The organism is Pseudomonas sp. LB3P14 (genome assembly GCF_054898045.1).
Genome location: NZ_CM142714.1, coordinates 954,968 through 973,152 on the forward strand (window position 1 = coordinate 954,968; position 18,185 = coordinate 973,152).

Sequence of the window (18,185 nt, forward strand, 5' to 3'; positions counted from 1 at the left end):
GTTTGACGGCCCTGTCAGGCTCTCTTCGCGGACTGTTTTACGGTTGAGGCAGGTTTAGGCGTACGCATCAGCAGCGGGCCAAATGTCGCGAGCAAGCCGAGCATGATCAACGGGAAAAACATCAGCGTACTCAATCCGAAATTGCTGACGATCACGGTGATGACGGCAGGGCCCACGAGCATCCCGGAAAACCCGATGCAGTTAACGATGCCGATGTTACGACCTGCATGTTTCGGGTCTCTGCGCCCGGCGGCGGAGATCATCAGGGGAGCGATACACGACAGCCCGAGGCCAAACAGCGCGAAGCCGATGATGCCGGTGACCGCAGTGCCGCCGACGATGGTGATGATCATGCCAAGGACACACACCGTTCCGCATCCGAACACCACTTGCGAATTACCAAACGCCGCTGCCAGCCGGTCACCGAATAGACGTCCGACGAAGGCCGCGCCAACGAAGATGGAAACCGCCATGCCGGCCGTCGAGGTCGTCGTCGAGAACTCGCGACGAATATATTCCTGGCCCCAGTCTGCAATCGCATTTTCCCCCATCATGCTGCCCAGCAGCAGGACGCCGAGCGCAATCATGACCAGCAGCGTTCTTGCCGATGGACCCTTGCCCACTTCATCATGCGACTGGGCGCCTGTTTGCCAATCGCTGGATGACGGCTCGGGAACATCATGTTTGCCCAGCAGCCATCGGCTGAAAAAACAACCCACGATAAACAGCGCCACGCCAAGCACGGTGTAGGGCACTTGCACGCTGTCGGTGTAGAAGCCGCTCAGCCAACTGCACACCATCCCCAACAGAAAGCCGCCCAATGAATAAAACGCGTGGAAGCCGGACATGATTGAGCGCTGGTAGAAGCGTTCGACTTGCACTCCATGCGCATTCAAAGCGGTGTCCAGCGCGCCTCGCAGTAACCCGAGCACGACGCCGAAGCACAAGGCGAACCAGAAACCGCTGACGAAACCCAGCGGGATAATGGACAGGGGATACGCGAGTGCGCACACCGTGATAACCGGCTTCGCACCAAAAGTGTCGAGCAAGCGACCCACCCATAGCGCACCTGTTGCGGAACCCACGCCGACCCCGAGTGCGATCAAACCGAAGTTCGCATCTCCCAGTTCGCCGGTAAAACCCAGTTGCGCTCTGAAGACGCTCACACCTGTCGACCAGATGTACATCATGGCGCCAATCATCATGAAGCCCAGGAAAGTCGCGATGCGCGCCTGGCGAATGCGGGTGGGGATCTGTGTTCTTTGAAGGTTGTTCATCACGCTGCATTGTCCCTTTTGTTTTTGTTGGGTGTTCATGCAATTGGAAGGTGAAGTTGTTCAAGTTATACGTATAACCCAACAAAAGTAGCATTTGCAGTAGATCTACTGTCAACTTTTTTCAAAATTATTAACGCGCAGGTGCTGCTTGGATCTAACGCTGTGCTCGACATGGCCATCCAGCTTTGTCCAGATCCAGTGGCCTAAGGGATTATTTTAGGTTATACGTATAACTTTGGTGATCTGAGCACAGAGGTTTTCCGTGTCGTCTCAAGAATTGGTACTGCCGTGCGCCACACCTGATATGGCCGCCTACCGGCTGACGTTTCTGATGTCAGGCCTGTGCATGGGCGCATGGGCACCGCTGGTTCCTTATGCACGTAGTCGAGCTGGGGTCGACGACGGTGCGTTAGGCCTGCTGTTGCTATGCCTTGGCCTGGGCTCTCTGGTGATGATGCCGGTCGCCGGCATTCTGAACGCCAGGAAAGGTTGCCGCTTTACCATGCACATCGGTATCGCACTGGTATTACTGACATTGCCGATGCTGGCGACGACGCATTCATTCGCAGGCTTGATGTTCGCCCTGACAGTATTCGGCGCCGGGTGCGGATCAGTCGACGTGACGATGAATGTACAAGGGGTGATGGTGGAACGCACCACCGGCCGATCACTCATGTCCGGCTTTCATGGATTGTTCAGCCTGGGAACGATTGTCAGTGCCGCGGGTATGACTGCATTGCTATGGCTCGGCGCTACGCCCTTGCTGGCAAGCAGCGCCGTGATGGCGGCACTGGTCGCTTTTGTACTGACCTACGGGCGTCAGATGTTGGGGCGAAGCGGCGATGAAGGGAGCCCGATATTTGTCAGGCCTACTCGAAAAGTCTTGTTGCTGGGCTTGCTCTGCCTGTTCGCCTTTCTCGCTGAAGGCGCCATTCTCGACTGGAGCGCAGTGTTTCTCGCTGAGGTACGCGGCGTTCAACATTCGATTGCGGGCCTTGGCTACGCAGCGTTCGCCGTGATGATGGCCTTGGGACGATTGAGTGGCGACCGGATTCTGCTGAAGCTCGGTTCGCGCGTGGTGCTCATCGGTGGCGGCCTTATTGTCATACTGGGATTCATGATGGTCGTGCTGGCGACGAACTGGCTCCTGAACCTGGTGGGGTTCGCCGTCATAGGCATTGGTTTGGCGAACATTGCGCCGGTTTACTTATCGCTGGCAGGTGCTCAGCAGACGATGCCGGGTGAGTTGGCGATTGCCGCGGCAACCAGTCTCGGTTACCTCGGCATCTTGATGGGCCCGGCGGTCATCGGGCTCTTCGCCCACGCGACGAGTCTGTCTGCGGCGCTGCTCGCAGTTGCCTCATTAATGATTGCGATCATGGTCAGTACCACTCGACTGGTTCCGAAGGTTTCCTGTCAACGGTTACACTGAGCGCATGTTTTTTCACGGACCTCGTATGGGGTTTTCAAAAGATTGGGAAGCAAGCGATGGCATCCGTTTCAATGAAAGATGTAGCTCTGGCGGCGGGGGTGTCTCAGCCTGCGGTGTCTTACGCTTACAATCGCCCCTCCAAACTGTCGCAAGCCCAGCGCGAGCATATCCTTGAGGTGGCCGCCTCATTGGGCTATCCAGGCCCCAACGTTTTGGGGCGAAGCCTTCGCTCGGGCAAGATCGGGGCGATCGGGCTGATGATGATGGACAAGTTGTCCCTGGCATTCGCCGACCCCTGCACCATTGCCCTGTTGCGCGGGATCAGTGAAGTGGGCGAGCTGGAAAACGTCGCGCTGACGTTGTTCCCGCTCAATAACAACCGGCTTGTCGGCCGTGCCCAGGCAGAGAGTCACGGCAGCCTTGCTCTGCGCGGGCTTGTGGATGGTCTGATTATCTCGACCCTGCCCGATGATCACCCGGCCGTATTGGCGGTGGTGAAACAGAACATTCCGTTTGTGGTGATCGATTCGCCCTTGGTGGAGAACTCTTTCTTTGTCGGGATTGATGATCGAGGCGCCGCCCGCACCCAGATGCAACATATGCTGGATCTGGGGCACCGCAAGATAGGCATCATCATTGACCGGCTCAATCCTGACGGTTATCGCGGTCCGATTGATCAGCAGCGTTTCAAAAGCGCCAGTGAGCGCATTGTCAGGGAGCGGCTCACCGGCTATGTGGAAGCAGCGAGTGCGGCCGGCCTGGCATTCGAGGACCTGAGCATTATCGAAGCCGGCGGGCTGGATTCGACGTCGGGGCAAGCAGCGGCATTCACGCTGTTGACGTCCAACGATGTCACGGCGGTGGTTGCTTGTTCAGATGTCATGGCGATCGCTTGCATGAAAACCGCTCACGCACTCAATCGCAACGTCCCGCAAACTCTTTCGGTGATTGGCTTTGACGATATTCCCGAAGCAGTTCAACTCGGCTTGACCACCATTGGCCAGCCTATGGTGGAGAAGGGCGTATACGCCGCACGGCTTCTGACTGAGCAACTGAATGCGCCGGCTGGCACCCGACTCGAACCCGAGCAGAAAATTTTCGCCACGAAACTGATTGTGCGAACGTCGACACTCAACGTGCAGCCAACCGGCGTCTGAGAAGTTGTCACAAGGCTGCGGTGTAAAAACTACACCGCGGCCTTTTTTTAGGTTGGTTTTTTGCCACTCAACTCGCCAGGCGCTTGAAATTCTCCGCGACCCGCAAGGCATTGGCGGCGATGGTGAGCGCCGGATTGACTGCGGCAGAAGACGGGAAGAAAGAGCTGTCGACCACCCAGACGTTATCCAGGTCATGCAGCTTGCAATTCACATCCAGCACGCTTGAAGCGGGGTCCTTGCCCATGACGGCAGTCCCGCACTGATGCGAGTTGGTGGCGATACCCATGCGTGCTTTCAGGATCACTGGATAGCCAGCCTCGCGCATGACTTTGCTGGTCTTGCTCACCAAACCTTCATGGGCCTTGAGATTGTTCGGTGTCCAGTGGACTTTGATCGCGCCACGCGACTTGTCGTACGTGACCCGGTTTTCCTGCGTCGGCAAATCCTCAGAGGTCAGATACAAGTCGACGCTGTGGTCGGTGATGTATCGCGACGCAAACTTTGGCAGCCACGGGCGCATCGAGGTGATCATGGGCTCGCGGATTTTTCCAAGCATCTGCACGTTACCCAGAGGAAACGAATTGCGCGGGCTGGCGCTGTACCAGTCGTTGAGGGCCAGGGTCTTCTGGAAGATCACTTTGTTCTTGCGCCGTGGGTCTACGGCCAGCATGAACGTACTGTTGTGAACCATGTAGTTGCGACCCAATTGTCCTGAACTGTTGCCAAGGCCTTCAGGGTGCTGATCGTTCGCTGACTTGAACAGCAGAGCTGCGCTGTTCACCGCGCCGCAGGCCAGGACAAATCGTTTGGCTCGAAGCGTCACGTCCTGGCCATTGAAGAGGCCATGAGCCTCGGTCACTGTCCGGTCGTCAGCGCCGGTTATCAATTGTTTGATCGTGGTGCGGGTCATTAGCCTGATCGATCCGCTGCGCAGCGCCGGTCTCAATGCCGACACTTCAGCATCGGCCTTGGCATCGACGAGACAAGGATAACCATCGCAGGTTGAGCACAACACGCAGTCACCGCCGTCGCCATAATCCACCGCAGCAGGCATCACGAAGGGTTTGAGCCCGGACCGTCGCATGCTTTGCTCCAGCGGAATCAGCGCAGGGTCATGTTTGAGCGCAGGTTGCGGAAAAGGGCCCGAGCGCCAGGGCTCGCTGGGATCGGTGCCCGCCAGGCCATGAACCCTGTAGAGCTTTTCCGCTTCGGCGTACCAGGGTTCCAGTTCTGCGTAGCTGATCGGCCAGGCGGGAGACACGCCTTCGGCGTGCTGAATTTCGCCAAAATCCTCTTCGCGAAACCGTGGGAGCATGGCGCCGTAGAACTTGGTGTTGCCGCCGACGTAATAAAACACGCCGGGGGAAAACGGTTGATTGGACTCGTCCAGCCACTGCTCGGCATTGCGGTAACGGCCTTCGGCAAACACCGATTCGGCGCTCCAGTTCTGTATTTCACGGGGCAGGAAATCACCCCTTTCGACAATCACAATGTCCAGCCCGCTGTCGCGTAACGCATGGGCAAAGGTTGAACCGCCCATGCCCGAGCCGATAATCACTACATCACAGTTGATATTGCCATCTGCATCAGGTGTCACCACGTCGAGGGCGCGCGGTTCGCGCGGCGCCCCCGGTTGTGGATTCAGCTCTGCATGATGCGAAATCAATGCATCACTCATTTGAGCCGCTCCAGTTCTTACAGGTGCTGTTCGGAGTTCCGGATTTCCCAGTATTCATCCTGACGTTCGTCAGTGATGTACTCAGGAATCGGGAAGTCCCACCAGCCCGGTACCCAAGGGCCTGCGGCGTCGCGATCGGTCGGGATTTCGATCAGCACTGGAACGTTCAGGTCCAGGGCTTCCTGCAGAATTGGCTCGAGGTCTTCAGGGCGTTCCACGCGATAGGATTTCAGGCCGAAGGCTTCGCCGACCGCTTTGAAGTCCGGGCTGTAAGGCGTGCCATCCGGGTGGTTGAACTCAGTGCCGATATGGCGACTGGTTTGCTTGCGCTGGCCACCGCGAATCGACATGTACCCGGCGTTGTTCTGGATCATGAACACAACAGGAATGTTGTTGGTCACGCAGATCGCAATTTCCTGAGAGGTCATCAGGAAGTCACCATCGCCGAGGATGCACACCACCGGTTGATTCGGTGCGGCCAACTTGGCGCCGATAGCGGCAGGAACAGCCCAGCCCATGGATGAGAATCCACCAGACGTCAGGTGCGTGCGCGGGGTATAAACCGGGAAGGTCTGCTTGACCGCGCCCTGGGTGTTGCCGGACCCGACCACCACGATGGTGTCGCGCGGGAATACCTTGCGCAGCGCACCCAGCGGACGCTGAGAGGTGAACGGGAAGCGATCGGAGTCACGACGACCGGCCAGTTTGGTTTCCCATTCGTCCTGATAGCCACGCAGGTCGCTCAGGTACTCTTCGCGATCCACAGTCTGGCCTTTCAAGCCTTCCACGATATGCGCCAGCGCGTATTTCGCATCGGCACAAATGCCTACCGTGACCGGGTAGTTTTTGCCGATTTCGTGCGGATCGATGTCGATGTGGATCAGCTTCGAAGGCGGAATCGCAAAGGTCACGCCCTTGGCATAACTGGACGATGACCAATCGGTGAAGCGACAACCCACGGCGATAATCACATCGGCGGTGGAGGCCACTTTATTACCGCACATCGTGCCGGTTTGACCGACGCTGCCGGCGAACAGCGGGTGATCTTCCGGGAAGCCACTTTTGCCGTTCCAGGTGGTGACCACAGGAATCTTCCAGGCCTCGGCCAGGGCGAGCACTTCGGCGCTTGCTTCGCCAGTGATGACCCCGCCGCCGATAACCAGTACCGGGCGCTTGCAGGCCTTCAACTCTTCAACCGCTCGAGCCGTGGCCGCAGGATCCGGGAAGCACTTGCCGATAGGGGTGCGTTCTTCCAAAGCGTGAAGGGTTACCTCAGCAGCCTCGGCCTGAACATCCATCGGGATTTCAAGATGAACGGGACCAGGACGGCCGGTGACCATCGCGCTCCAGGCCCGGTGCATCATGAATGGCAATTCTTCAACACGAGTGGCTACCCAATGACGCTTGGTGACCGCTTCGGCGATTTTCGGGAAGTCGTTGTCGGTGTAGCGTTCCAGCTCCTGCAACAAACCGTGGCCGCGCATGTGCGTGGGAGGCCCGCCGGTGATCAGCATCAGGCTGGTGGAGTCGGTGAAGGCCGTTGCCATGCCAATCACGGTGTTGGCGGCGCCCGCACCGATAGAGGTGACAGCGGCCATCGGCTTGCCGGAAACCCGGTAATACCCATCCGCCAGGTGAACCGCGCTCTGCTCGTGGAAGACCTGGATGAACTTGAGTTTCGAGTCTTCTTCGAGGAAGGCGTCGGTGAGTGTCCAGATACCGTGGCCAGGAATACCGGCGACATATTCGACGCCATAGTTTTTCAGGGTTTGAGCCACGATCTGGCTGCCGGTCAATTTAGTCATGACAGGACTCCTTGGGTTGATGAAAGTGGAGTGGATACGTCGGATTTTCCGGTGCCTGCCGAGCGCCCGCGTGTCGCCCAGTTCAGGCCCTGCTTGGTCAGGCGGCGGATATTGGGGTCAGCGAGGTTGCTGGTGTCGTGCCCGATCGAGTGATAGAACACCCGGCCCAGACCCCATTGGCGAACCCAGGCGACCGGGCTGCGATGGCCCTTGATCCAGGGGAACGGGTTGCCGTCGAAGGTGGTTTCGGCCAGCACATGAATGTTCGGGTCAACCTGCATGTAGTACTGCTCGGACCGAACCTCGAAATCCTCGACGCCTTGAGTGACTTCATGCGTATGGTCGATGACGTTGACCTGGTACGGGTGGGGAAAGCCTTCACCCATCGGATGCTCAAGAAACGATCCGCCCAGCACCCAGTGATACTTGAGGCTTGCACGGAAAGCGGCGCCCGCACCGTGCCAACCCACCAGCCCGGTACCGCTTTCGATCGCTTCGAGCAGGCGGTTTTCCTGAGAGGCTGTCAGCGTTTCCGTGGTGACGGCGTTGTTCCAGCCGATCACGATCAGGTCGTAACCGGTCAAGTCCCTGTCCAGGGTGAAGATGTCGGTCGACTCTTCGACTTCAAAATCCAGCTCCTGGAAAACGGTCCGAGCCCATGCAGCAATTTCATAGGGGTAATGGCCGGGCCAGCCACCGAATAGATACAAGACTCGACTCACGGTTGGTCACCTCTTTAAGTTGGGTGTGATTATTAGGTTATACGTATAACCGCTTATTTAAACTATCACTCCAAATCGCTAAGTCAATGCCTATGTAATTAATTTCATGGGGTGGTGCCTGCAGACCCTGATATAGAGGGCTTCATGCCGCGTGAGTCGCGTGCCTGGGAAATACTTTAATTCGGATAAAATCCAGAAAGATGGGTTTTAATAAGAAAAGGTTATACGAATAACGTTAGTTGCTGGCGCGAGTGCTTCAACATTGCGTCTGTGTTGCGTCAGGTTGCGTCATCAATAAGGAGGCTGCGAAATTGCCGGGGGCGGGGGGGTGAGAAAAGATGGTCGCCAATGCTGAGGGCATGTCGCGTGCCCTCAAGAACCACCTGGAGCATGTTGATGATTCGTTATCTGAAAAAAAGTAAACCTGTCGAAGCTCAAGCCGAGATTGCCGCCCAAGTCCGCGATACGGTTGAGCAAATCATCGCCAACGTCGCCAAAAACGGTGACGCCGCCGTTCGTGAATACTCGAAGAAGTTTGATAAGTGGGAGCCCGCATCCTTCCGCTTGACCGACGAAGAAATCGCGGCGTGTGTCGCCAGTCTTTCGGAGCAGGAAATCGGCGATATCAAATTTGCTCAGGCGCAAGTACGCCGCTTTGCCGAAGTGCAAAAAGCGTCCATGCACGATGTTGAAGTCGAGACGCTGCCGGGCGTGATACTGGGGCACCGCAACATTCCAGTGAACTCGGTGGGTTGCTACATTCCTGGCGGCAAATATCCGTTGCTGGCATCGGCCCACATGAGCGTGCTGACCGCCAAAGTCGCGGGTGTGAAACGCGTTGTCGCAGCCGCGCCGCCCTTTGATGGCAAGCCTCACCCGGCCATCGTGACCGCCATGTACCTGGCCGGTGCCGACGAAATTTATTGCGTCGGCGGGGTACAAGCGATTGCCGCTTTTGCGTTGGGTACCGACGCATTCAAGCCGGTCGACATGATCGTCGGGCCAGGCAATGCCTATGTCGCAGAAGCCAAGCGTCAACTGTTCGGCAAAATCGGTATCGACTTGATCGCCGGCCCGACCGAAACCCTGGTGATCGCCGATGACAGCTCCGACGTCGAAATCATTGCCGCCGACTTGCTCGGCCAAGCGGAGCATGGCGTCAACTCCCCAGCCGTATTCTTGACCAATAGCCCGGAATTGGCAGAAACCCTGCCGGCAGAAATCGAGCGCCAGTTGGGCATTCTGTCGACCGCGCCAGTCGCTTCAATCGCCTGGCGTGATTATGGCGAAATCATCCTCTGCGACACCGTGGACGAGCTGGTGCTGGAAGCCGACCGCATTGCCTCCGAGCACGTGCAGGTCATGACCCGCGATCCACTGTATTTCCTTGAACACATGACCAACTACGGTGCGCTGTTCCTCGGTCAGCGAACCAACGTCTCTTACGGCGACAAGGTGATCGGCACCAACCACACATTGCCCACCACCGGGACCGCGCGTTACACCGGCGGCCTGTGGGTTGGCAAGTTCATCAAGACCTGTACCTATCAGCGTGTCCTGACGGATGAGGCGTCTGTGCTGGTCGGCGAGTACTGCTCGCGTTTGTGCGACATGGAAGGTTTCGCCGGGCACAAGGAGCAGGCCGATATCCGTATTCGTCGTTACAAGAAGCCCGCTTGAGGGTTGTTGATCAGTTGCTGCACTTGGCAAGCGGGTAGCGAGAGAAAGGGTCGTTTCTCGGTGCTGCTGGTCACTCTCACCGTCTTTCCAAGTGTTTTCAGGCTCCCCGTTCGGGGAGTTTTTTTTTTGAATCGCTTGGAAAAAACCCGTTGTTACAGGCTGAATTTTAGTGAGGCGATGCGATGGGAACCTTGTCGATTAAAACAAGAATTACGCTGGCTGCCGGCAGTTGCCTGTTTGTGATGGTGCTCTGTCTGGTGGGGTTTTCGATTCATCAAATGCGCGAAACGTCGGCCGTGGTCAGCGAGTCCAGTACGAACTCGCTGTCCCGGGCGTCGATGCAATACCTGGAGTCGACAGGTCACTTGCAGGCCAATGGCATCGAGCAGCGCTTCCTCAGCAGCATGATGTTCACCCGTTCCCTGTCCACCCAAGTCATCATGATGCGCCGCCAGGCCCGGCAAAATGGCTTGGCACCCAAACAACTGCGTGGCGATCTGTACCGGCTGATTCGCGCCCAAGTGGCGACCACACCTGAGATCCTCGGCGCGGGCATCTCATTTGAACCCAATGCACTGGACGGTGCCGACGCGAGTGCCATCAACGGTGCCGACTTCACCGGCAATGCCAATGGCCGTTTTGCGGTGTACGTTTCTTCGATGCAAAACTTCATCCTCGAAGAAAAGGAAATGCAGGATGACGGTGACCCTGGCAAAGCGTGGTGGAACTGCCCGAAGAAAACCCGCAAGCCTTGTTTGATCGAGCCTTATACCTTCCTGCTCAACGGTGTACCGACCCTGACCTCCAGCATCGCGTTACCGTTGATGGACGGCGGCAAATTCATCGGCGTGGTCAGCATTGATCTGCCGTTGAGCAGTTTGCAAAACATCGCGCAGAAAGCCAGTATGTCGCTGTTCGAAGGGCAGGGGCAGCTAACCTTTGTCAGCGCTGCCGGTGCCGTCATGGGCAGAAGCGGCGATCCTGCGTCGTTGGGGAAATCCATCAAGGACGTCTTCCCTCGACAGGCCGCTGATATGTTCGAAGGCGCGAAGTCGGGTAAAACCCTGGCGATCGATGAGGCTGACAATGCTAACGTCATGCTTGTCGTGCCGTTTTCCCCGATCCCGAACGCCAGCCAATGGATGACGGTAATTGAAGTGCCGCGTGCCACATTGATGGCCTCGGTCGCGGCGTTGCAACAGGTTATGGAGCAATCCAATCGTACGTCGCTGATCGTGCAAGTGGCCACCGGGATTGGCGTCACCGTGGCCGGTACATTGCTGATGGGGTTGTTGGCGGTGAGTGTCACCCGGCCTATCCGCCGCGTGTCCGAAATGCTTGAAAACATCGCCAATGGCGAGGGCGATCTGACCCAGCGATTGAGTGCCGAGCGCCGTGATGAAATGGGCGCGCTGGTGGGTTGGTTCAATCGCTTTCTCGATAAGCTGCAGCCCATCATTGCTCAGGTCAGTCAGAGCGTATTGGAAACTCGGTCCACCGCGGACCAGGCCTCTTCGATTGCCACCCAGACCAGCAGCGGTATGCAGCAGCAACTGCGCGAAGTCGAGCAAGTCGCGACCGCCGCTCATGAGATGAGCGCGACCGCTCAAGAGGTGGCGCGCAATGCGTCCATGGCAGCGACCGCCGCGCGCAATGGCGATGTCGCTGCCCGATCCTGCAAGGGCACCATCGAGATCGCTGCGCATTCCATTCAGTCGCTGTCCCATCACATGAGCGGCGCCATGACCGGCGTTCGTCAACTCGCCGACAGCAGTGAGAAAATCGGTAGCGTGCTCGATGTGATTCGCACCATTGCTCAGCAGACCAATTTGTTGGCGCTGAACGCTGCAATCGAGGCGGCTAGAGCAGGGGAGACGGGCAGAGGTTTTGCGGTGGTGGCTGACGAGGTTCGACATCTGGCCCAGCGCACACAGGATTCCGTGTGCGAAATTCAGGGTGTCATCGAAAGCCTTCAGAGCGGTACCCGCGACGTAGTGAATGCCATGCAGAGTCAGCACCGCCAGGCGAATGCCAGCGCAGCGCAGGCACTTGAGGCCGTCGATGCACTGACCAATGTCAGTCAGAACATCGAGATTATGACGGACATGAACCTGCAAATCGCCAGTGCCGCCGAAGAGCAGAGTGCAGTAACCGAAGAGGTGAACCGTAATGTCTCGGCCATCAGGGACGTGACGGGCGCATTGGTGGAACAGGCGGATCAATCGGCCCGCATCAGCCAATCCTTGAACGACCTTGCGAACCAGCAACAGGTGTTGATGAACAACTTCAGGGTCTGAACTCACTGTATGAGCGAGCAAGCTTGCTCCTACAGTGGGCTTTACAGGCCTCAGACTAACGAGCGCGCTGAATGTGATCAGCCGCTTTCTCGCCGATCATGATCGCCAGCGCGTTGGTATTGCTGGAACACAAACTCGGGGCGATGGAATTGTCGGCGACTCGCAGGCCTTCGATCCCGTGTACCCGCAGCTCGTTGTCCACCACAGCCATCTCGTCCGCGCCCATTTTGCAGGTGCCTACCGGGTGCAGCGCAGCGTGCGCCTGTTGACGCACGAACTTCAGATAATCGCTGCGGGTGCGCAACGGCTCGGCGGGTACGTGCTCGCGCAGAATATGCCCGGCCATCGCACTCTGGGACATGATGTGTCGACCGAACTCGGTCGCTTGCACCATGCACTCCACATCGAACGGATCGGTCAGGTAGTTGGGTTCAATGGACGGAAAGTCCATCGGGTCTGCGCTGCGAAGTTGCACTGCACCGGTCGAGCGCGGGCGGGTCTGGCACACGTTCAAGGTGCAGCCGTTGCCACCGGGGACGGAACCTACGCCAGCTTCTACACCTGCACCGGCCATGAAGCAGTACTGAGCGTCCGCACGGTTCTCAGCCACCGACGTACGCCAGAACGCGCCACCTTCGACCACGTTTGAGGTCACCGGTCCTTCTCGAAACAAGGCGTACTGCAACCCGGCAGCGAGTTTCCAGTGCGGTTTTTTGTACTTGTCATAGCTTAATGGACGACGCAGTTCATTGATCAAGGAAACTTCGATGTGATCCTGCAGATTCTGCCCGACGCCAGGCAGGTCATGCATGACATTGACGCCTTTCTCGCGCAGGTGACTGGCTGGACCAATGCCCGACAGCATCAGCAGTTTAGGCGTGTTGATCGCACCGGCGCTGACGATGATTTCGCGTTCGACCCTGAGCACTCGACGCTGTTTTTTTTCCAGGTATTCCACGCCCGTTGCGCGTCCATTTTCGATCAGGATTCGCAAAACCCGGCAGTTGGTTTTAACCGTCAGATTGGGTCGCTTGCGCGCAGGCTTCAGGTAGGCAACCGAGGTGCTCGATCTCAGGCCGTTTCTGGTGTTGATTTGATAAAGCCCGCAGCCGTCCTGCATTCCGGAATTGAAGTCGGCGTTATAGGCCAGCCCCGCTTGTTGACAGGCTTGTAACCAGAGCTTGGTCAAAGGGTGGGTATAACGTTGATCGCTGACGCCAAGCGGGCCATCGGTACCGTGAGCGTCGTTGCTGAATCGATCGTTGGTTTCGCACTTCTTGAAGAAGGGCAGTACATCCTTGTAGGCCCAACCCTGAGCACCAGCAGCCGCCCAGCTGTCGTAATCGGCCGGTTGCCCGCGCAGGTAAACCATTGCGTTGACCGAACTCCCGCCGCCGAGTACCCGCGCCTGCACCATGGTTGGGTTGGCGGCGCCGATATAGTCCGCCGGCGGCTCCCAAGGGTAACGTTCGACCAGATTGCCCTGACTGGTCTTGTAGAAACCGACCGGGAGATGAATAAACGGGTGAGTGTCTCTTGGCCCCTCTTCGAGGAGAACCACCGAAGCCTGTGTATTTTCGCTGAGACGTGCCGCAATGACGCAACCGGCTGACCCACCCCCGACCACGATATAGTCGACCACTGTCATGTACCGCCCTGGTCAAAAAAAACGCCGGATCATGCTCTTGTGGAAGAGCTGATGATCCAGCGCTGAAGTTGCTGATAAACCCCGTGCCGAACCCGGCAAGGGCTGTTGTTTAAGCCGGTATCACCACAAAGCTGTCGGGTTTGCAGGTGAGCGCCACATCCGATCCGGGCGGCAGCGTAAGGCTGCCAGGGGTGGGCAGTTGCTGGCATTTGAGGTCGATGGTGCCGCCGGCAACCGCCACCCGGTAAATCACCCGATTGCCGATGAACGACGTGTCTCTCACTTTCCCGGCAAATGCACCATTGGCCAGCGTCGCGCCTTGGGCGGGCTCAAGGCCGATGGTTTCGGGGCGGATCGACACATTCACCGGTCCTGCACCCAGGCTGTTTTTGGCGGTGTGCGCGTAGCGGCCGAACGGCAGATCAACATAACCGCTGCTGGTGTCGCCCAATCCGTACGTGCCGTTGACGATATTGGTGTCGCCAAAAAACTTCGCGGCGAACAACGTACGCGGCGACCAATACATCTCTTGCGGTCCACCGATTTGCTCGATGCCACCCTTGTTCAGCAGCACCACACGGTCGGACAGAATCATCGCTTCGTCCTGGTCATGGGTGACATAAACGAAGGTGGTCGATGTCTCTTCGTGGATGCGTTTGATTTCGTTGAGCATGTGGTGGCGGATCTTCAGGTCCAGCGCCGCCAGCGGTTCGTCGAGCAACAGCACAGCGGGGCGATTCACCAGCGCCCGGGCCAGCGCGACGCGTTGCGCTTGCCCGCCACTGAGTTCGGAGATCCAGCGATTCTTGAAGCCTTCCAACTGGACCAGCTCCAGTGCCTTGGTCACTTCACGCTTGATCTCGTCTTTAGGTTTCTTCTTCAGGCGCAGCCCGAAAGCCACGTTGTCGAAGACATCAAGGTGAGGGAACAGCGCGTATTTCTGGAAAACCATGTTGACCGGGCGGTGTTCGGGCGCCAGGGACGTGGAGTCCTTGCCATCGATCACGACTTTGCCGGTGGTGGGTTCCTCGAAGCCCGCGATGATGCGCATCAATGTGGTTTTGCCGCAGCCACTTGGGCCCAGCAAGGTCAGGATTTCGTTGCGCTTGACGGTCAGGTCGACTTTGCCAAGGGCGGTCAGGTTGCCGTAGCTCTTGGATATTCCGGTCAGTTCAATACTGTTGGTCATGGCGATTACTCTGCAGTTTCAGCACGTTCAAGTTCGAGGCGGCGACGGCGCAGGGTCATGACCAGGCCGGCGATGACAATGATGGCGATGGTCACGACCAGCATGAATACCGAGGCGGCATTGATGGTTGGGCTGACGGCGCGGCGCATCATCGAAAGAATCATGAGAGGCAACGTGGTATCGCTGCCGGTGACGAACACGGTGATCAGGAATTCGTCCATGGAAAGCGCTACCGCCAGGATCGCGGCACCGGCAATCGTCGGGCCGATGATCGGCAGCGTCACCAGCCAGAACGCTTTCAGCGGTGACGCGCCAAGGTCACGCGCCGCCTCTTCGAACGACAGATCGAAGTACTCCAGGCGTGAACGCACGGACTCGACGAAAAACGGAAAGGTGAACAGCGTATGGCCGATGACCACGGTCAGCAGCGAGCGGGGCAGGCCGATCACCGAGAAGAAAATCACCAGCGCGATTCCCAGAAATAATCCGGGCAAGGCGATAGGCGCGAAGTTCATGAAGGCAAAGACAGATTTGACCCGACCTTTCATGCGCATCAGCGCCAGTGCCGAGAACGTGCCCAGCACGGTGGTGAGAATGGCCGAACCCGCGGCGACGATCGCACTGTTGGTCAATGCTGTCATGAAGTCCGAACTGCTGAACAGCGCCTCATACCATTGGGTGGAGAAGCCTTCGAACGGGAACGACAGCGAGGCTGACGAATGAAAGCTGAACAACGCGATGATCGCGATGGGCGCGTAAAGAAAGAGCATGTAAACGTAAGTGAATAGTCTGATCATGGCGGTCACCTTGCATTTTTATTGGCGGTGTTCAGTCGTGATAACGTTTACCGGGCGCCAGGTTGGCAGCCCGCAACACACCCAGCAACAGCACATACACCAGCATGAAGACAATCAGCAGCAGGTAGGCCATCGCCGCCCCCAGCGGCCAGTTACCGACAGAGCGGAACTGGTTGGCGATCACCAGGCCAGTGGTCATGGCGTCTCTACCGCCCAGCATCTGGGGGGTGACGTAGTCGCTGGCCGCGAGGACGAACGTGAACATGAACGAGCTGACGATGCTCTTGTGCGCCATCGGCATGATCACTCGCCACAAGATTGTGGTACCGCTGGCGCCCAGATCCGCGGCGGCTTCCAGGTAATCCTTCTTGATATCGCGCAAGCCCGACACCAGCAGCAGAAGGGTGAAGGGCAGCATGATGTGGACCAGGGTCAACACCACCGAAAACTTGCTGAAGACCAGCCAGTCCAGGGGTTGATCGATCAGCCCGAGGTGCAGCAGTGTGGAGTTGATCACGCCGTTGGTGCCCAGGATCGAACGCCACGCGTAGACCCGCACCAGATAGCTGGAGAACCACGAGATCAAGGCCAGGTACAGCACGGCGTTGGAGCGCGTCCGATAAACAATGTAATAGGCGACCGGGGCGCTGATGACTGTTGACAGCACGGCGGTCCAGAAACCGTTTTGCAGGGCGATCCACAACGAGTCATAGAACCCGCTGGCACTCAGGGCCTTCGCATAGTTGGCAAGCGTTGCGGCGGGCTCCATGCTGAAGGTCTTGGCGATCCAGAAACTGGCGACCAGCAGCAGCGCCGATGGAATCAGAAAGAACACCACCAGAAAGAACAACGGGGGCGACGCGAGCAAATACCCACTCAGGGTTTTCTTGTCGATTTTCACGTGTTTACCGGCCTTCGAATCCCTGTCATCAAGGAGGATGGGCTCGCTGTTGTTGACTACGTTCATGATTATTGTGCCTTTGCTTTTTGTTTCGATAACGAGGGCGCCTTGGTGAGTGCATGCACGTTGTGACGTGTGCTCTCTCTGAGCGGTACGAACGGCATCGACAGGCCGTTCCATCGCCACCATCGAGCAGAGGTGCGCGTGCTCGCAAACACGCACCCTCCAGTACAGTCCCCTCAAACAGGCCTTTCAATACGCCGGAATACCGATGGCTCTAGAATGAGCCTTTGAAGTTCGCCCACTGATCGATCCATTCAGCATAGGTCACATACTTGTCGGAACTCAGGGGCGGCTGGCCGTAGAGTTTTGATTTCTCGAAAAAACTATCCAGGTTCGCGTAGTCGAAGGTGCTTCTCAGGTCGGCAGGGAGCAGCGGCACCGCTTTGGTGTTGACCACACCAGAGAACATGGTGGTTGCCATCTTGGCCTGCGTTTCAGCCTCGAGCGTCTTGTTGATGAACTCCAGCGCCAGCGGTACATCTTTTGCCGTTTTCGGGATAAACAAGGCATCGCACCAGAGGGCCGCGCCTTCTTTGGGAACCGACAGAGCCGTTTCTACGCCGCGCTTCTTGGTCTCGCTAGGCGTGTTGGCTGAGGCTGAAAACACCGCGTCCACTTCGCCCGACACCAGCAAGGAAACAGCGTCTCCCGAAGAGGCTGCAAAGACTCGGCATTGATCACGATAGGGTTTTAGTTTTTCGAAGGCGTCGTCGAACTCGGCACGGGTCAGGTTGGGGAACTTGTCGCCATAGCCGGCAATAATAGCGATGAGTGACCAGTTCGACGTGCCGTCATCGACGAAGGTCAGTTTGCCCTTCAGTTTCGGGTCTAGAAGGTCTTTGTATTCAGCAGGTTTTTTGACGTTCTTCGGGTTGTAGACAATGGTGTTCATGCCCCACAGCAGCGGGACGCCCCACTGCTTACCATCCCAGTACCAACGGCTGCCTTTGTAGAACAGTGGAACGGTATTTTCGGCCGAGTAGTTGGGGACCTTCGAGGTATCGATCGCCTTGAGCAGGCCCATTTCCTGATAGATGGTCTCGTAGCCCAACGCATACATGGTCAAGTCAAGCTGCACGGGATCTGAGCCGGCCAACCGGGCGGTGATGTCGTCCTGGTTGCTGGCATAGCTGGACCGGACAGTGATGCCGCGCTGCTTGCGCCATTCGGCCAACTCCGCGTCACCGGTTTCACCTTCCCAGCCAAGAATCTCCAGGTGACCGCCTGCGGCGGCAGCAAATGCGCTGGGCATGAAAGATCCCATGTACAACCCTGCGGCAGATGCGGCAGCCCCTAGCAAAAACGTACGCCGTTTCAAGCTAATCGAATCCAGGTCAATGCCGGTCAATCCATAACCCGTCTCTATTTCTTTTTTCATTTCGAGTTCCTGCCTAGGGTGGTTGTGTGAAAACGATTAGCGACTTGCAATGGCTCTGGCTCGGCTGGTTTTGCCGGGCACATCCTTTTGTATGCAGTCATGTAGATCGGCAGTGTTATGGCCAGCATTGTTTCCATGAGCTGGGGAGGTTGGCGGTGCTG

Annotated in this window: 12 protein-coding genes and 2 pseudogenes; 5 read left to right on the forward strand and 9 right to left on the reverse strand. The window is 57.5% G+C overall.

The features are described from left to right. Window positions 1-14: 14 nt before the first annotated feature. The gene (locus tag ACYZT5_RS04565; RefSeq protein ID WP_462052189.1) at window positions 15-1,277 is read right to left on the reverse strand and encodes an MFS transporter; all 1,263 of its coding nucleotides are present in this window, start codon (window positions 1,275-1,277) and stop codon (window positions 15-17) included. A 262-nt stretch (window positions 1,278-1,539) separates the two neighbouring features. On the opposite strand from ACYZT5_RS04565, the gene ACYZT5_RS04570 reads away from it, so the two are divergent. Then, complete coding sequence (locus ACYZT5_RS04570; protein WP_462049996.1) at window positions 1,540-2,709, forward strand: MFS transporter; 1,170 nt, start codon at window positions 1,540-1,542, stop codon at window positions 2,707-2,709. A gap of 56 nt (window positions 2,710-2,765) precedes the next feature. Then, window positions 2,766-3,866: a LacI family DNA-binding transcriptional regulator gene (locus tag ACYZT5_RS04575; protein ID WP_462049997.1), complete on the forward strand. Its 1,101-nt coding sequence runs from the start codon at window positions 2,766-2,768 to the stop codon at window positions 3,864-3,866. Between the two features lie 67 nt (window positions 3,867-3,933). On the opposite strand, the gene ACYZT5_RS04580 is transcribed toward ACYZT5_RS04575, so the two are convergent. From ACYZT5_RS04580 to ACYZT5_RS04590, 3 genes are read right to left on the reverse strand one after another with little or no spacing between them, the layout of a single operon-like run. Then, entirely contained in the window at window positions 3,934-5,544 is a 1,611-nt protein-coding gene (locus ACYZT5_RS04580) for a GMC oxidoreductase (RefSeq protein ID WP_462049998.1), read from the reverse strand. Between the two features lie 17 nt (window positions 5,545-5,561). Beyond that, on the reverse strand, window positions 5,562-7,349 hold the full coding sequence (locus ACYZT5_RS04585) for a thiamine pyrophosphate-binding protein (RefSeq protein WP_462049999.1): 1,788 nt from the start codon (window positions 7,347-7,349) through the stop codon (window positions 5,562-5,564). Beyond that, window positions 7,346-8,071 carry a ThuA domain-containing protein gene (locus ACYZT5_RS04590; protein ID WP_462050000.1) on the reverse strand — a complete coding sequence of 242 codons (726 nt, stop codon included), beginning with the start codon at window positions 8,069-8,071 and terminating at the stop codon, window positions 7,346-7,348. Before ACYZT5_RS04590 ends, ACYZT5_RS04585 begins: the two co-directional genes overlap by 4 nt. A gap of 396 nt (window positions 8,072-8,467) precedes the next feature. Here ACYZT5_RS04590 and hisD point away from each other — a divergent pair, with 396 nt between their 5' ends. The 3 genes and pseudogenes from hisD to ACYZT5_RS04605 form a co-directional block, all read left to right on the forward strand. Continuing rightward, window positions 8,468-9,751: a histidinol dehydrogenase gene (gene hisD / locus ACYZT5_RS04595; protein WP_462050001.1), complete on the forward strand. Its 1,284-nt coding sequence runs from the start codon at window positions 8,468-8,470 to the stop codon at window positions 9,749-9,751. A 443-nt stretch (window positions 9,752-10,194) separates the two neighbouring features. Beyond that, window positions 10,195-11,142, forward strand: a pseudogene (locus ACYZT5_RS04600) (cache domain-containing protein); the annotation flags it as partial. Window positions 11,143-11,517: 375 nt separating this feature from the next. Continuing rightward, window positions 11,518-12,048 (forward strand): annotated as a pseudogene (locus ACYZT5_RS04605) (methyl-accepting chemotaxis protein); the annotation flags it as partial. A 55-nt stretch (window positions 12,049-12,103) separates the two neighbouring features. Here ACYZT5_RS04605 and ACYZT5_RS04610 read toward each other — a convergent pair. The 5 genes from ACYZT5_RS04610 to ACYZT5_RS04630 form a co-directional block, all read right to left on the reverse strand. Further along, window positions 12,104-13,690 carry a GMC family oxidoreductase gene (locus ACYZT5_RS04610; protein ID WP_462052190.1) on the reverse strand — a complete coding sequence of 529 codons (1,587 nt, stop codon included), beginning with the start codon at window positions 13,688-13,690 and terminating at the stop codon, window positions 12,104-12,106. Window positions 13,691-13,805: 115 nt separating this feature from the next. Next, window positions 13,806-14,885 carry an ABC transporter ATP-binding protein gene (locus ACYZT5_RS04615; protein WP_462050002.1) on the reverse strand — a complete coding sequence of 360 codons (1,080 nt, stop codon included), beginning with the start codon at window positions 14,883-14,885 and terminating at the stop codon, window positions 13,806-13,808. A 5-nt stretch (window positions 14,886-14,890) separates the two neighbouring features. Continuing rightward, window positions 14,891-15,682: an ABC transporter permease gene (locus ACYZT5_RS04620; RefSeq protein ID WP_462050003.1), complete on the reverse strand. Its 792-nt coding sequence runs from the start codon at window positions 15,680-15,682 to the stop codon at window positions 14,891-14,893. 31 nt (window positions 15,683-15,713) lie between these two features. Then, complete coding sequence (locus ACYZT5_RS04625; protein ID WP_462050004.1) at window positions 15,714-16,649, reverse strand: ABC transporter permease; 936 nt, start codon at window positions 16,647-16,649, stop codon at window positions 15,714-15,716. A gap of 211 nt (window positions 16,650-16,860) precedes the next feature. Then, window positions 16,861-18,024: an ABC transporter substrate-binding protein gene (locus ACYZT5_RS04630; RefSeq protein WP_462050005.1), complete on the reverse strand. Its 1,164-nt coding sequence runs from the start codon at window positions 18,022-18,024 to the stop codon at window positions 16,861-16,863. Window positions 18,025-18,185 lie beyond the last annotated feature (161 nt).

Coding starts and splice junctions, on each gene's coding strand:
- hisD (WP_462050001.1), top strand. CDS start 8,468: ATGATTCGTTATCTGAAAAAAAGTAAACCTGTCGAAGCTCAAGCCGAG.
- ACYZT5_RS04565 (WP_462052189.1), bottom strand. CDS start 1,277: ATGAACAACCTTCAAAGAACACAGATCCCCACCCGCATTCGCCAGGCG.
- ACYZT5_RS04575 (WP_462049997.1), top strand. CDS start 2,766: ATGGCATCCGTTTCAATGAAAGATGTAGCTCTGGCGGCGGGGGTGTCT.
- ACYZT5_RS04585 (WP_462049999.1), bottom strand. CDS start 7,349: ATGACTAAATTGACCGGCAGCCAGATCGTGGCTCAAACCCTGAAAAAC.
- ACYZT5_RS04630 (WP_462050005.1), bottom strand. CDS start 18,024: ATGAAAAAAGAAATAGAGACGGGTTATGGATTGACCGGCATTGACCTG.
- ACYZT5_RS04625 (WP_462050004.1), bottom strand. CDS start 16,649: ATGAACGTAGTCAACAACAGCGAGCCCATCCTCCTTGATGACAGGGAT.
- ACYZT5_RS04615 (WP_462050002.1), bottom strand. CDS start 14,885: ATGACCAACAGTATTGAACTGACCGGAATATCCAAGAGCTACGGCAAC.
- ACYZT5_RS04620 (WP_462050003.1), bottom strand. CDS start 15,682: ATGATCAGACTATTCACTTACGTTTACATGCTCTTTCTTTACGCGCCC.
- ACYZT5_RS04580 (WP_462049998.1), bottom strand. CDS start 5,544: ATGAGTGATGCATTGATTTCGCATCATGCAGAGCTGAATCCACAACCG.